The sequence below is a fragment of the Streptomyces sp. NPDC055099 genome, assembly GCF_053607685.1.
The window spans coordinates 460,354-473,897 of record NZ_JBSGUA010000001.1; the positions used below are offsets into that span (position 1 = coordinate 460,354).

Sequence of the window (13,544 nt, forward strand, 5' to 3'; positions counted from 1 at the left end):
CTCACGGGTCTGGCGTTGCCTGGTTGCAGCATGCGCAACGCCCTTTGCGCATGCTGCGTGACGCGAGGCAGGATGCAGCCATGACTTCCCCCTCCGCTCCTTCCGCGGCTTCCGGTTCCGTGCTCGATCTCGCTCCCGTCGTCCCCGTGGTCGTCGTGGAGGACGTCGCCGACGCCGTGCCGCTGGCGCGTGCGCTGGTCGCGGGCGGGCTGCGCGCGATCGAGGTGACGTTGCGTACGCCCGCCGCGCTCGACGCGATCCGAGCCATCGCGGCGGAGGTGCCGGACGCCGTGGTCGGTGCGGGCACCGTCATCTCGCCCCAGGGCGTCGCGGAGTCCGTCGACGCGGGCGCCCGCTTCCTGGTGAGCCCGGGGTGGACGGACACGCTGCTCGCCGCGATGAAGGCGTCGGGCGTGCCGTTCCTGCCGGGGGTTTCCACGACGTCCGAGGTGGTGGCGCTGCTGGAGCGGGGGGTGCACGAGATGAAGTTCTTCCCGGCGGAGGCCGCCGGCGGTACGGCTTACCTCAAGTCGCTCGGTGGGCCGTTGCCGCAGGCCCGCTTCTGTCCGACGGGGGGCATCGGTCTCGCCTCCGCGCCGTCGTACCTCGCGTTGCCGAACGTCGGGTGCGTGGGGGGCAGTTGGATGCTTCCCGCTGACGCGGTCTCGGCGAAGGACTGGGGGCGTGTCGAGGGCTTGGCCCGCGAGGCGGCGTCCCTTCGCTGAACCGCCGGGGGCCTTCTCCCTGCGGGTGCGTGGGGGCTGGTCGCGCAGTTCCCCGCGCCCCTTACGGGGCCCCCACGCCTGCGCTGACACCTGCGGGTGCCTCGTGGCTGAGCGCGCCGTTCCTCGCGCCCCTGTCGGGGCCCCGCTGCACCGCGCCCGAAGGGGCGCGGGGAACTGCGCGGGCGACCCCCACCGGGCTGCGGCGGAGGTCTAGCGCAGGTGCGACGTGTCGTTCAGGAGGCGTACCGATGCGTTGCCGTCGGTGTAGTACGCCACCGCCGAGACCGACGCCGCCGAGAGTTCCATGCGGAACAGGGACTCCGGTGGGGCACCCAAGGCGAGGCGGATCAGGGTTTTGATCGGGGTTACATGAGTGACCAGAAGCACCGTGCGCCCCGCGTACTCGGCGGCCAAGCGGTCCCGCGCCGCCGAGACCCGCTCCGCCACCGCCGCGAAGGACTCGCCACCCGGAGGCGCCGCCTCCGGTGAGGCCAGCCAGGCGTTCAGCTGATCCGGCTGACGCGAGCGCACCTCGCCGAACGTCAGGCCCTCCCAGTCGCCGAAGTCCGTCTCCCTCAGACCGTCGTCGACCCGTACGTCGAGGCCCAGGCGGGCAGCCACCGCCCGCGCCGTCTCCTGGCACCGCTTCAGCGGCGAGGTGACGATCGCCTGGATCGTGCCGCGCGCCGCGAACGCCTCGGCGGCGCGCGCCGCCTGCTCCCGGCCCACCTCGGAGAGGGAGGGATCGGAGCCCCCACTGCCGGAGAAGCGTTTCTGGGGCGTCAACGCGGTCTCCCCGTGCCGCAGCAGCACGAAGGTCGCGGGAGCGCCCAGGTCGGCGGGCGCCGCCCAGCCCACGGGCGGGGCCGCGGTCACCTGGCCCGCGGCGCGCACGTCAGCCGCCGCCGTACCCGCCAGTGCCGTACCCGCCGGCGCCGTACCCGCCAGCGCCGCCCTCGCCCTCGCCGCACCGGCGACCGCGTCCCCAGGAGGGCCCGCGGGCTCGGGAGGGGCAGCAGCCCGCCGCGCCGCCCGCGCGTCGAGCTCCGCCGTCGAGTCCGACGCCGACCACCGTTCGCCCCGCTTGCCCGCGTCCATCGCCTCGTTGGCGAGCCGGTCCGCGTGCTTGTTCTCCGCGCGCGGAATCCACTCGTACGTCACCCGGTCCGGCGGGAAGACCCGCGCCGCCTCGGCGGCGAGCGGCTTCATGTCCGGGTGCTTGATCTTCCAGCGGCCCGACATCTGCTCGACGACGAGCTTGGAGTCCATCCGGACACGGACCGAGGCGGCCGGGTCGAGGTCGTGCGCCGCCTTCAGACCGGCCACCAGGCCCTTGTACTCGGCCACGTTGTTCGTCGCGACGCCGATGTACTCCGCGGCCTCCCGCAACGTCTCGCCCGTGGCCGCGTCGATGACCACCGCGCCGTAGCCCGCGGGCCCCGGGTTGCCCCGCGACCCGCCGTCGGCCTCGACGATGAACTCCCGCACGGCCACGGCCCCTTACAGACCCGACTCGGACGTACGGACCAGGATGCGGCGGCAGTTCTCGCAGCGCAGGACCGTGTCCGGGGACGCCGCCTTCACCTCGTTCACCTCGGTGATGTTCAGCTCCAGGCGGCAGCCCTCGCAGCGGCGCTGGTAGAGCTTGGCCGCACCGACGCCGCCCTGCTGGTCGCGCAGCTTGTCGTAGAGCTTGAGCAGGTCGGCGGGGACCGAACCCGCCACGACCTCGCGCTCCTTGGTGACCGTGGCGACCTCGCCGTCGATCTCCTCGAAGGCCGCGTCACGGCGTGCCGTCGCGTCGTCGATCTTCGCCTGGACCGAGGAGACACGTTCCGCCAGCTCGGAGACCCGCTCCTGGGCGGACTCGCGGCGCTCCATGACCTCGAGGACGACGTCCTCCAGGTCACCCTGGCGCTTGGCGAGGGAGGCGATCTCGCGCTGGAGGTTCTCCAGGTCCTTGGGGGACGTCACGGCACCCGAGTCAAGGCGCTGCTGGTCGCGGTTGGCGCGCTGGCGCACCTGGTCGACGTCCTGCTCCGCCTTCGTCTGCTCGCGGGCGCAGTCGCTCTCCTCGGTCGTCGAGGCGACGTGCAGATCGCGCAGCTGCGCGATGTCCTTGTTCAGCGACTCGATCTCGGCGTGCTCGGGCAGGGACTTCTTCCGGTGCGCCAGCTGCTGGAGGCGTACGTCGAGTGCCTGGACGTCGAGGAGTCGGATCTGGTCGGCGGGCGCGGCGTTCAGTTGGGGGCTCCTGTGGTGTGGGTATTCGAGGCCGCGTGGGCGGTCCAGGGGTCGGTGACCGTCTTGGAGACGTGGACGCGAAGTCCCCATCCGTGACGGTCGGAGATCTGATCGAGCTGCGTCGCCGCCAGTTCGCACCACGGCCACTCGGTGGCCCAGTGCGCGGCGTCGAGCAGCGCGAGCGGAGTCTGTGCGCGGGCCTCCGACACCGGGTGGTGGCGCAGGTCCGCGGTGAGGAAGGCGTCCACGCCGGACGCGCGTACGTCGTCGAAGAGGCTGTCGCCGGAGCCGCCGCTGACCGCGAGGGTGCGGACGAGCTGCTCCGGGTCGCCCGCGACACGGATGCCCTGCGCGGTGGCGGGCAGCCGCTCGGCGGCGCGGTCGGCGAGTTCCCGGAGCGTCAGCGGGTGGTCGAGCTCGCAGATCCGGCCGAGGCCGCGGCGGCCGTGCGCGTCGGCCGGGTCCGGTACGAGGGGACGGACGACCCGGAGGTCGAGCGCGCCCGCGAGGGCGTCGGAGACGCCGGGGTCGGCGCGGTCCGCGTTGGTGTGCGCGACGTGCAGCGCCACGTCGTTCTTGATGAGGTCGTGGACGACGCGGCCCTTGAAGGTGCCGGCCGAGACCGTCGTCGTGCCGCGCAGGTAGAGCGGGTGGTGCGTGACCAGGAGCTGGGCGCCCAGCTTGACCGCCTCGTCGACGATCTCCTGGACGGGGTCGACGGCGAACAGGACCCGGGAGACCTCCGCGTCGGGGTCGCCGCAGACCGTGCCGACCGCGTCCCAGCTCTCGGCCAGCTCGGCGGGCCACAGGACGTCGAGGGCGGCGATGACTTCAGACAGACGGGGCACGGAGAAAGGCTACCTTCCCGCTGCGCTCGGCATGTCTTACGGTACGCACCGCCACGGGCTGCCACTGAGCGTCCCGAAGGGGCGCGGGGAACTGCGCGCTCCGCGGCGAAGCCGCGAATGGACACAGCCCCGCGCCCCTTACCGGGCGCTACTTGACGAGGTTGTCCCTGAGGTCCCCCAGGACCTCGTTCGCCGCGGTCACGCCGAGACCCAGGTACCACGTCTCGTCCGGGACGTTCTTGGCCTGTCCGGCCTTGACCGCGTCGAGCTTCTTCCACAGGGGGTTCTTCTCGGCCTCGGAGCGGCCCGTCTTCTTCGGGTCGCCGTAGACGCCGGTGAAGATCCAGTCCGCGTCGGCCTCGTCGATCTTCTCGGTGCTGATCTCCGTGGCGAGGTCGTTGATCTGCTGATTCTTGGGGCGGGGCAGGCCGGTGTCGGCGAGGATCGTGCCGATGAAGGACGCCTTCGCGTAGAGGCGGACGCGGTCCGGCATGTAGCGGAGCATCGTGATCGTCGGCTTGTCGTCGCCGAGGTCCCGGCCCAGGGACCTCGCCTTCTTCTCGTACGCCGCCAGCTCCGTCTTCGCCTTGGCCGTCTTGTCGAGCGCGGCCGCGTTCAGGAGGTAGTTCTCCTTCCACGTGAAGCCGGGGCGGATGGAGAAGACCGTCGGGGCGATCTTGGAGAGCTGCGGGTAGAGCTTGGCTGCGCGCAGTTCGCTGCCGAGGATCAGGTCCGGCTTGAGGTTCGCGATCGCCTCCAGATTGAGGGCGTTGATCGTGCCCACGTCCTTGGGGTCGCCCGCGTCCTTCTTCAGGTAGCCGGGGATGCCGTCGTCGCCCTCGGTGGGGGCGTAGCCGACGGGCTTGACGCCGAGCGAGACGACGTTGTCGAGCTCACCGACGTCCAGGACCACGACCCGCTTGGGCTGCGCCTTCAGCTCGGTCTTGCCGCGGGCGTGCGTGATGGTGCGCGGGAACGCGCCGGGCTTCGCCGTCGTGCCCATCTTCGCGGTCTGCTCGGCGGCCTTGGAGAAGTCCTCGCCGCCCTGGGCGACGGCCTTGCTGCCGGTGCCGTCGCCGGACTTGCCGGAGTCGTCGCCGGACCCGCAGGCCGCGAGGGAGAGCGCGCCGGCCACGGCGAGGGCGATCGCGGCGGTGCCCCGGTGGCGGCGGGGTCGTGCGGACCGTGAGGACACGGACCGTGAGGACGGGGAAAGCGGTGCCATCGGTGCTCCAGGCTCCAGGGGGTGTGCTGCTGCCGCTTCCGCAGGCCCGCAGGTCACTTAGGTGGCCCTTACCTTAAGCGCGCCCTCCTCACCCAGCACAACCACCCCCGCCCCCTCAGGCGAATCGGTACATCGCCACCCTTCTGTGTGAAGCGGGCGCCCACAGGTGCCACGGCAGCGCGTGCGAAAACTAGCTTCGTGGCCCGGAGGTTCCCCCATGACAGCGCCCACCCTTGAGCCCGAGCCCATGACCGCGCCGGCGTCTCCCCCCGTGCCCCCGGCGCCCGCCGCGCCCGCCGCACCCCCAGTGATCACCGCCGACGGCGCGTACGCCGCCCGTCTCGCCCTCGACGGCGGTTCCTGGTTCCCCGAGCGCTGGACCCTCGACTCCCCCGAGCCGTACGCGGTGCCGCTGCCCGGCAACCAGCCCGAGGAGCCCGGCACCGAAGTGCTCCCGATGGCCGACGGCCGGGTCCTGATCCACCGCGTCGTCGACGGACGCCACGCCTTCGCGCTCCTGTATCCGACGGGACCGGAGACCGGCGAGATCCCGCTCGGCGCCGTGGAGTGCGGCGAGTCCCGGCTGACGCTGCTTCCGCCCTCACCGGTGGCCGGTCACGCGTACGCGCTCGCGGTGGGCGCCGGGTCGACCGCCCTGTGGCTGGTGGCGGGCGGTGCCTTCGGTCCCGAGCACGTCGCGGAGATCCCCGGGCACTGTTCGGGCGGGGTCTGGCTGGACGGGGAAGGCCGGATGCTGGCCCTGGACCGGGCGCTGGGCGGCCGGGTCAAGGCGGTGGCGGTGGACCTGGAGCGGGGCGGCGAGGTGTCGCCCCTCCTCCAGATCGCCGACGAGAGCGACGACCGGCTGCTGCTCGCGGACCCCGACAGCGGACTGCTCCTGATCCGCTCGGACGCGCCGGGCCACGACAGGCTCGGCTGGGGGGTGCTCGGCGGCACACGGCCGGTGCGTTTCCCCGAGTGCCTGCGGCTGCCGGACCTCGCGGTGACGCCGTTCGCCATACAGCCCGGTCAGACGCTGATGCCGGAGAGCTGTGCGGTGGCGCTGCGGATCGACGGGGCGGCGGGGAGCTGGCTCGGCCTGTGGCGTCCCGCCGAGCGGCGCCTGCATCAACTGGCGGCGCCCGCCGGGTGGTTGGCCGGTTCGGGGTGGTGGACGCGGGAGGGTGCGCTGCGGCTTCCGTATGTGACGGAGGCGGTGCCGTGCGGGGTCGCGGAGCTGGAACCTCCCGCTCCGGCGGCTGCGCCCGCGCCGGTTGCCGCGCGGCCCGTTCCGTTGCAGCAGGCGCCCCTCAACGGGCGCGCGGGCGTTGGTTAGACTCGCCCGGCTGCACCGAACGATCTTCTTTACAGAGTTACAGCTTTTACGGGGTGAGTGTGTTGACCAGAACCGAGATCCGTACGGAATCCGAGCGGAATCCCGAGCCGCGGGAGGCGGCGGGCAGTTCCGGTGCCGGCAGGCATCGGGGGCCTGTGGCCGAGTGTGACACTCCGGCGGCGACGCCGCGGGGCCGGCATCGTCGGCAGGGCGACGAGTAGGCCCCTTGGCCTTGGGCGCCGGAGTGTCACCGGCTCCGCCGAGTTCGTCCTCAAACGCCGGACGGGCTGGAAATCCAGCCCGTCCGGCGTTTGCGTGTAGGTCAGCCCCGCTTGAGCCCCAGCACCTCCGACGCCGCGAACGTCTCCCCCTCCGGGCGCCCCGCGTAATAAGGCGACAGGAGCCCGTCCAGTTCCTCGTACGTGAAGACGTCCTTCGCCGTGTCGAACTTCGCCGCCACCTTGGGGCGTTCGACCACGGCCACCATCCCGCCGTGCACGACGAGCAGCTGGCCGTTGACCCCGGCCGCCGCGGGGGACGCCAAGTAGCCGACGAGGGGCGCCACATGCTCGGGGGCGAGCGCGTCCAGCTCGCCCGCGGCCGGCTCCTGGTAGCCCGCGAAGACGTCCTCCGTCATCCGGGTCCGCGCCCGGGGGCAGATGACGTTCGCCGTCACGCCGTACTTGCCGAGCGCCAAAGCGCTCGACGTCGTCAGGCCGACGATGCCGCCCTTGGCCGCCGCGTAGTTCGGCTGGCCCGCCGAGCCCGCGAGGAACGCCTCGGAGGAGGTGTTGACGATCCGGCCGTAGACAGGGCCGCCCGCCGCCTTGGACCGCTCACGCCAGTGCACGGACGCGAAGTGCGACGTGTTGAAGTGACCCTTGAGGTGGACGTGGATGACCGAGTCCCACTCGCTCTCGCTCATCGAGAAGATCATCCGGTCCCGCAGGATGCCCGCGTTGTTCACCAGGATGTCGAGCTTGCCGTACGTGTCGATCGCCAACTGGACGAGCCCGCGCGCCTGTTCGTGGTCCGCGACGTCGCCCAGGTGCGCGACCGCCTGCCCACCCGCCGCGCGGATCTCGGCGGCGACCTCCTCGGCGGGCGCCGCGGACGCCTCGCCCGAGCCGTCACGGCCCGGCTGTCCGAAGTCGTTGACGACGACGCTCGCGCCGAGGCGGGCGAGTTCGAGGGCCTCCGCACGGCCGAGCCCCCGGCCCGCGCCCGTCACGATCGCGGCCAAACCGGTCAGTGGCCGTGGCAATGGCTGTGCCATCAGGGATCGAAGTCCTCTCAGATCTCGATGCACGTACGCAGCGCGACGCCCGTACGCATCTGGTCAAGCGCTTCGTTGATCTCGGAGAGCGGCACCCGGTGGGTGATGAGGCTCTCCAGGTCGATCCGGCCCGCGCGCCACAGCGCGATGGCCCGCTCGTAGGACTGCAGGACGTCGCCGCCGCCGTACATGGACGGCAGGATCCTCTTCTCGTCGAAGAACAGCTCAAACATGTTGAGCTGGAGGTTGTCGTCCATGGCGCCCGCGCCGACGACGACCAGCGTGCCGCCGCGCCGCGTCGTCTCGTACGCCGTACGGGCGGTGGCCGACTTGCCGACGACCTCGAAGACGTAGTCGAAGCCCTCGCCCGCGGTGATCCGCTGCTTGGCGTCGGCGAGTTCGCCCGGGGAGACCGCCTCCGTGGCGCCGAACCGCAGCGCGGCCTCGCGCCGCGATGCCACCGGGTCGACGGCGACGATCTGCGCCGCGCCCTTGAGCCGCGCGCCCTGGATCGCGGAGATGCCGACGCCGCCGCAGCCGATGACGGCGACCGACGAACCGGCCTCCACCTTCGCGGTGTTGATGGCCGCGCCGAGCCCCGTCGTCACCCCGCAGCCGATCAGGGCCGCGATGTCGAAGGGCACGTCGTCCGGGATCGGCACGGCGCAGCCCGCGTCGACCACGACCTCCTCGGTGAAGGTGCCCGTGCCCGCGAAGCCGAAGACGTCCCCGCCGGGACGCTTGAAGTTGGGCGTGCCCGCGTTCATGAAACCGGCCAGGCACAGCTGGCTCTGGCCACGCTTGCACGCCGGACACGTGCCGCAGGCGGGCAGCCAGCACACCAGGACCCGGTCTCCCCGGCTGATCCCGCTCACGCCGTCGCCGACGTCGACGATCTCGCCCGCGCCCTCGTGGCCGGGGATGAACGGCGCGGGCTGCGGCAGTACGCCGTTCATCGCGGAGATGTCGGAGTGGCACAGGCCGGTGGCCCGCACCCGGATCTTCACCTTGCCGGGGCCGAAGCCCACCGCCTCGACGTCGTCGAGGACCTCCAGCTTGTCCTGGCCTATCTCGTGCAGTACGGCTGCGCGCATGGTGCGGCTCCTCTCGTACGAAATTCAGGCGGTACGGCGCTTCAGGCGTGCTCGACGATCGTGTCGGCGAGGACCGGTGCGTCGTCCCGTTCGACCGCCGTCACCGCCACGTGGACCTGGCCCGCGGAGTGCCACATCCGGATGCGCAGGGTCTCGCCCGGGAAGACGACCCCGGTGAAACGTGTGCTGTAGCTCCGCACCCGCGACACGTCGCCGCCGAGCACCGTGTCGACGACGGCCTTGAGCGTCATCCCGTAGGTGCACAGGCCGTGCAGGATCGGCCGGTCGAAACCGGCGAGCTTGGCGAACTCGGGGTCGGCGTGCAGCGGGTTCCAGTCCCCGGAGAGGCGGTAGAGCAGCGCCTGCTCCTCGCGGACGGGGCGCTCCACGATCCTGTCGGGCTCGCCCTCGGGTGCCGGGAGGCGGGTCGACGGCCCGCGTTCGCCGCCGAAACCGCCTTCACCGCGTACGAAGATCTGGGCGTCGCTCGTCCACAACGGCCCGTCGGAGTCGGCCACTTCGGTGCGCAGGACGAGGATCGCGGCCTTGGTCTTGTCGTACACGGCGGCCACCTTGGAGGTGGTGACGGCCTCGCCCTTGACCGGGATCGGGCGGTGCAGCGTGATGCTCTGGCCGCCGTGCAGGACCGCGGCCAGGTTCACCTCGATGCCGGGGGCCGAGAGGCCGCCTACGACGCCCATGCCGCCGCCCGCGACGGTCGCGAAGCTGGGCAGGACGTGCAGCCTGGACTCCAGGGTGTAGCGCAGCTCGTCGGGGTCGGTGGCGGGGACGCCCGCGCCGAGGCCCAGGTGGTAGAGCTGGATGTCCTTGTGATCCCAGGTGATCTCGGCCGACCTGGGCTCCGCGGCCAGTGCTTTCGCGGCATCGATGGGCATGGGGTGGCAGCTCCTTGGCCGGTCTGAAGACCTCGGTGCGGCCGTCCGCACCGTCGGTCGCACCGAGGTCGCAACAGGGCCGGAAGGAGCCCGTTCTAGAACGCGTTCCAGTCCGGCGATCCCATGTATAGCCGAGGGCCCGGTAGTTGTGAAGACTCCTGACGTCACGTCAGATGCGCGCTCGGCGGGCCGCCTCACCCAGCCCGTGACATTTGTACCGGCCGACTCCGTACAACCACATCTGCCGGTTTTCCGCCCCGGCTCCGTAGGGTCGGCAGCCTGGGACGAGGCGCCCCGGCGCGACAGGAGAAACGATGGCGGCGAAGGTGGCGGCGAAGGGCTTCTGGCAGCGGCACACGCGCCTCGCGCGCTGGAAACACAGCGGCGGGGCGCAGCTTGCCGAGGTGCGGGCGCGGGAGAAGTCCGGCCGGAGCAGACCCGAGGACCTGGGCCCGCCCAACGGCTTCGCGATGCTGCCCTGGCTCCTGATGGGGATGGGCTCCTTCTCCAACCTCCTCCAGGGCGAGACGGGCAACCCCTGGCTCGGCGGGCTCGGCCTGCTGGTCTTCAACTCCCTCTACATCAGCGTGGTGTTCCGCGCCTTCGACAAGCGGGCGCGGGAGGCGCGCGTCACCAAGCAGCTCCTGCTCGCGCTGACCGCGGTCACCCTCGCCCTCGCGATCGGCTACGGCGGCAGCTGGCTGATGTTCTTCCCGCTGCTCGGCCTGGCCACGGGTTCGGTGCTCCGGGGCAGGCAGCTCATTCCCGCGGCGTTCGCCCTGAGCGCCACGGCGGCGGTGGTCGGCGGCCTCCAGGACGGCTGGGACGCGGCGGGCATCGCGTACGGCACGCTCATCTCGGTCATGGTGACGGCCGCGATCCTCGCCCTCTCCGAGACGGTGAAGGAACTGCGTTCCACCCGCGAGGAGCTGGCCCGCAGTGCGGTCGAGAAGGAGCGGCTGCGTTTCTCCCGGGACCTGCACGACCTGCTCGGCCACACGCTCTCGGTGATCGTCGTGAAGGCGGAGGCGACGCGGCGTCTGGCGCCCCGCGACCTGGACGCCGCGCTCGGCCAGGTCTCCGACATCGAGTCCGTCGGCCGCCAGGCCCTGACCGAGATCCGCGAGGCGGTCACCGGCTACCGCGAGGGCAGCCTGGCCACGGAGCTCGACCGGGCCCGCGACCTCCTGGACGCGGCGGGCATCGAGGCCGCCGTGCGCCAGTCGGGCCCGCCGCTCGCCCCGCAGACCGCGGCGCTGCTCGGCTGGGTCGTCCGGGAGTCCGCCACGAATGTCGTACGTCATTCAAGGGCGACCCGCTGCGAGATCGAGGTGGCGGGCACCGCCGAACGGACTCGGCTGCTGATCACCGACGACGGTCGCGGCGTAGGCTCGGGCACGCCCGGCAGCGGGCTGAAGGGCCTGGCCGAGCGCCTGGCGGCGGCGGGCGGCTCCCTGGAGTCGGGTCCCGCACCGGGCGGCGGATTCCGGGTCGCGGCGGAGCTGCCGGTCATCGAGCCAAGCCCCGGTCCCGGCCCCGGTTCCGGTACCGATCCCGGTTCCGGCCCCCTCCTGGAGGAGCGCACCCCATGATCAGAGTCCTGCTCGCCGAGGATCAGGGCATGATGCGGAGCGCGCTCGCGCTGCTGCTCGGCATGGAGGCGGACATCGAGGTCGTCGCGCAGGTCGGCGCGGGCGACGAGATCGTGGACGCGGCGCTGAACGCCCGCCCCGACGTGGCGCTCCTCGACATCGAGCTGCCGGGCCGCAGCGGGCTCGACGCGGCGGCGGACCTGCGGGACGAGTGCCCGGAGTGCCGGGTCCTCATCCTCACGACCTTCGGCAGGCCCGGTTATCTGCGCCGGGCCATGGAGGCGGGCGCGGTGGGCTTCCTGGTCAAGGACGGCCCGGTGGAGGACCTCGCGGAGGCGATCCGGCAGGCGCTGCGGGGCGAGACGGTGATCGACCCCGCGCTGGCCGCGGCGGCCCTGAGCGCGGGGCCGAGCCCGCTGACCGGCCGGGAGGCGGACGTCCTGAAGGCTTCGGTGGACGGCGCGACGGTCTCCGACATCGCGGAGAAGCTGCATCTGTCGGAGTCGACCGTACGGAACTACCTCTCGGCGGCGATCGGGAAGACGGGGACGCGGAACCGGATGGAGGCGGTACGGGAGGCTCGGCAGCGGGGCTGGTTGTAACTGGCGTGACTGGCCCCTGGGCCTTGACCTGGCCCCCCTGGGCTTTGACCCGGGCCGCCTATGGCCTTGGGCCCCGGACCGGCACATGGCTTGTTGCCCCGCGGCTCCCGGCACCCTCAATCACCGGCTCCGCCGAGTTCGTCCTCAAACGCCGGACGGGCTGATTCCGCTCAGCCCTTGCTCCGCTCCCTCGGCATCCACACCAGCAGCACCACTACCCCCGCCAGCAGGATGAACCCACTGGTCCTGAACGCCGCCGCGTAGCCCTCGGTCAGTGCCTCGGGGCTCGTGGAGCCGCCCATCCGTGAGGCCGCGACGGTGGAGAGCACCGCGAGGCCCAGTGCCCCGCCCATCGTGCGCGAGGTGTTGATGAGACCGGAGACGAGGCCCGCGTCGCCCGGTGCCGCCCCGGACGTGCCCAGCGAGGCCAGCGGCGTCGCGGCCAGGCCGGCCCCGAACATCATCACGATGCCGGGCAGCATGATCGAGGTGAGGTACGCGCCGTCGGCCGTCATCGTCGACTGCCAGCCGAACCCGGCCGACGCCACGATGATGCCGAGCAGCGACACGTTCTTCGCCCCGAGCACCGGCATCAGGCGGGGCGCCAGCTTCGAGCCGAAGACGATCGTCAGCGAGGACGGGATCAGGGCCAGGCCCGCCTTCAGCGCCGAGTAGCCGAGGACGTTCTGCGCGTACAGCGTCATGAACATCCACATGGCGAACATTCCGGCGCCGCACACGAACATCGCTGCGTTCGCCGCCGACACCGACCGCACCCGGAACAGCTTGAGCGGCATCAGCGGCACCGCCGCCCGCGCCTCCACCAGCAGGAACGCCGCGAGCAGCGCGAGGCCCACCGCCAGGGGCACCAGGGTCTCGGCCGCCGTCCAGCCCTGCTCCTCGGTCTGGACGATGCCGTACGCGAGGGTGGCGAGCCCGCCCGTCACCAGGATCGCGCCCGGCAGGTCGAGCTTGCGGCTGCCGCCCGCGCGGCTCTCGGTCAGCCACCACGCGCCCGCCGCCAGGACGAGCGCGCCGATCGGCACGTTGATCAGGAGCACCCAGCGCCAGGAGAGCAGGTCGGTGAGGACTCCGCCGACCAGGCCGCCCGCCGCGCCGCCGCCCGCGCCCACCGCCGACCAGGTGCCGATGGCACGTATGCGCGCGGGCCCCTCGGGCACCGCGGAGGTGAGGATCGTCAGGGTCGAGGGGGCGAGCACCGCCGCGCCGAGTCCCTGCACGGCCCGCGCGAGGAGCAACTGCCACTCGGCCTGCGCGAGGCCGCCCGCGAGCGAGGCCACCGTGAAGAGCGCGAGCCCGACCAGGAACATCCGCTTGCGGCCGAAGAGGTCGCCGGCCCGCCCGCCGAGCAGCATGAAGCCCGCGAACGCGATCGAGTACGCGTTGACCACCCACTGCAGGCCCACCGCGCTCATGCCGAGGTCGGCCCGCATGGAGGGCAGCGCGGTGTTCACCACGGACACGTCGAGGACGACGAGGAACTGTCCCGCGCAGGCGGCGAGCACCACCGCCCACACGGGGGCGGACTTCCGTGCGGTGGCGGACATGTAAGTGTCGGGGGGCGTTTGGACCATGACAGCCATGCTCTCAGGAGTGCATGGCCCTTGCATCGGGGTTTCGCCGCAGAGATCCTCGGCCGTGGGTCCTAGGACCCCGGTCCCTCTCCCGCCCCTCCTTGCTCTTCT

12 protein-coding genes are annotated in these 13,544 nt (G+C 72.2%); 4 read left to right on the top strand and 8 right to left on the bottom strand.

What is annotated here, in order from left to right; translation table 11 throughout:
- Positions 1 to 80: 80 nt before the first annotated feature.
- On the top strand, positions 81 to 725 hold the full coding sequence (gene eda, locus ACWFRU_RS02095; RefSeq protein ID WP_453683818.1) for a bifunctional 4-hydroxy-2-oxoglutarate aldolase/2-dehydro-3-deoxy-phosphogluconate aldolase: 645 nt from the start codon (positions 81 to 83) through the stop codon (positions 723 to 725).
- A gap of 210 nt (positions 726 to 935) precedes the next feature.
- Here eda and ACWFRU_RS02100 read toward each other — a convergent pair whose 3' ends face one another.
- The 4 genes from ACWFRU_RS02100 to ACWFRU_RS02115 all read right to left on the bottom strand — a co-directional run bounded on the left by ACWFRU_RS02100 (position 936) and on the right by ACWFRU_RS02115 (position 5,042).
- Positions 936 to 2,213 carry a bifunctional RNase H/acid phosphatase gene (locus ACWFRU_RS02100; RefSeq protein WP_453683819.1) on the bottom strand — a complete coding sequence of 426 codons (1,278 nt, stop codon included), beginning with the start codon at positions 2,211 to 2,213 and terminating at the stop codon, positions 936 to 938.
- 12 nt (positions 2,214 to 2,225) lie between these two features.
- Entirely contained in the window at positions 2,226 to 2,969 is a 744-nt protein-coding gene (locus ACWFRU_RS02105; protein ID WP_453684489.1) for a zinc ribbon domain-containing protein, read from the bottom strand.
- Positions 2,966 to 3,817 carry a Nif3-like dinuclear metal center hexameric protein gene (locus ACWFRU_RS02110; protein ID WP_453683820.1) on the bottom strand — a complete coding sequence of 284 codons (852 nt, stop codon included), beginning with the start codon at positions 3,815 to 3,817 and terminating at the stop codon, positions 2,966 to 2,968. The genes ACWFRU_RS02105 and ACWFRU_RS02110 overlap by 4 nt, the downstream gene beginning before the upstream one ends.
- Positions 3,818 to 3,965: 148 nt before the next feature.
- On the bottom strand, positions 3,966 to 5,042 hold the full coding sequence (locus tag ACWFRU_RS02115) for an ABC transporter substrate-binding protein (protein WP_453683821.1): 1,077 nt from the start codon (positions 5,040 to 5,042) through the stop codon (positions 3,966 to 3,968).
- 247 nt (positions 5,043 to 5,289) lie between these two features.
- On the opposite strand from ACWFRU_RS02115, the gene ACWFRU_RS02120 reads away from it, so the two are divergent.
- Complete coding sequence (locus ACWFRU_RS02120; RefSeq protein ID WP_453684490.1) at positions 5,290 to 6,378, top strand: hypothetical protein; 1,089 nt, start codon at positions 5,290 to 5,292, stop codon at positions 6,376 to 6,378.
- Positions 6,379 to 6,700: 322 nt separating this feature from the next.
- Here ACWFRU_RS02120 and ACWFRU_RS02125 read toward each other — a convergent pair whose 3' ends face one another.
- From ACWFRU_RS02125 to ACWFRU_RS02135, 3 genes are read right to left on the bottom strand one after another with little or no spacing between them, the layout of a single operon-like run.
- Entirely contained in the window at positions 6,701 to 7,654 is a 954-nt protein-coding gene (locus tag ACWFRU_RS02125) for a 3-oxoacyl-ACP reductase (protein WP_453683822.1), read from the bottom strand.
- A 17-nt stretch (positions 7,655 to 7,671) separates the two neighbouring features.
- A complete protein-coding gene (locus ACWFRU_RS02130; protein WP_453683823.1) occupies positions 7,672 to 8,748 on the bottom strand; it encodes a Zn-dependent alcohol dehydrogenase in 1,077 nt (358 codons plus the stop codon).
- Between the two features lie 41 nt (positions 8,749 to 8,789).
- Entirely contained in the window at positions 8,790 to 9,644 is an 855-nt protein-coding gene (locus ACWFRU_RS02135) for a MaoC/PaaZ C-terminal domain-containing protein (protein ID WP_453683824.1), read from the bottom strand.
- Positions 9,645 to 9,958: 314 nt separating this feature from the next.
- On the opposite strand from ACWFRU_RS02135, the gene ACWFRU_RS02140 reads away from it, so the two are divergent.
- The gene (locus ACWFRU_RS02140) at positions 9,959 to 11,236 is read left to right on the top strand and encodes a sensor histidine kinase (RefSeq protein ID WP_453683825.1); all 1,278 of its coding nucleotides are present in this window, start codon (positions 9,959 to 9,961) and stop codon (positions 11,234 to 11,236) included.
- Positions 11,233 to 11,838, top strand: a complete 606-nt coding sequence (locus ACWFRU_RS02145; protein WP_453683826.1) for a response regulator — start codon at positions 11,233 to 11,235, stop codon at positions 11,836 to 11,838. The genes ACWFRU_RS02140 and ACWFRU_RS02145 overlap by 4 nt, the downstream gene beginning before the upstream one ends.
- A gap of 170 nt (positions 11,839 to 12,008) precedes the next feature.
- Here ACWFRU_RS02145 and ACWFRU_RS02150 read toward each other — a convergent pair whose 3' ends face one another.
- Complete coding sequence (locus ACWFRU_RS02150; RefSeq protein WP_453683827.1) at positions 12,009 to 13,433, bottom strand: MFS transporter; 1,425 nt, start codon at positions 13,431 to 13,433, stop codon at positions 12,009 to 12,011.
- Positions 13,434 to 13,544 lie beyond the last annotated feature (111 nt).

Coding starts and splice junctions, on each gene's coding strand:
- eda (WP_453683818.1), top strand. CDS start 81: ATGACTTCCCCCTCCGCTCCTTCCGCGGCTTCCGGTTCCGTGCTCGAT.
- ACWFRU_RS02150 (WP_453683827.1), bottom strand. CDS start 13,433: ATGGTCCAAACGCCCCCCGACACTTACATGTCCGCCACCGCACGGAAG.
- ACWFRU_RS02120 (WP_453684490.1), top strand. CDS start 5,290: ATGACCGCGCCGGCGTCTCCCCCCGTGCCCCCGGCGCCCGCCGCGCCC.
- ACWFRU_RS02130 (WP_453683823.1), bottom strand. CDS start 8,748: ATGCGCGCAGCCGTACTGCACGAGATAGGCCAGGACAAGCTGGAGGTC.
- ACWFRU_RS02135 (WP_453683824.1), bottom strand. CDS start 9,644: ATGCCCATCGATGCCGCGAAAGCACTGGCCGCGGAGCCCAGGTCGGCC.
- ACWFRU_RS02115 (WP_453683821.1), bottom strand. CDS start 5,042: ATGGCACCGCTTTCCCCGTCCTCACGGTCCGTGTCCTCACGGTCCGCA.
- ACWFRU_RS02125 (WP_453683822.1), bottom strand. CDS start 7,654: ATGGCACAGCCATTGCCACGGCCACTGACCGGTTTGGCCGCGATCGTG.
- ACWFRU_RS02145 (WP_453683826.1), top strand. CDS start 11,233: ATGATCAGAGTCCTGCTCGCCGAGGATCAGGGCATGATGCGGAGCGCG.
- ACWFRU_RS02140 (WP_453683825.1), top strand. CDS start 9,959: ATGGCGGCGAAGGTGGCGGCGAAGGGCTTCTGGCAGCGGCACACGCGC.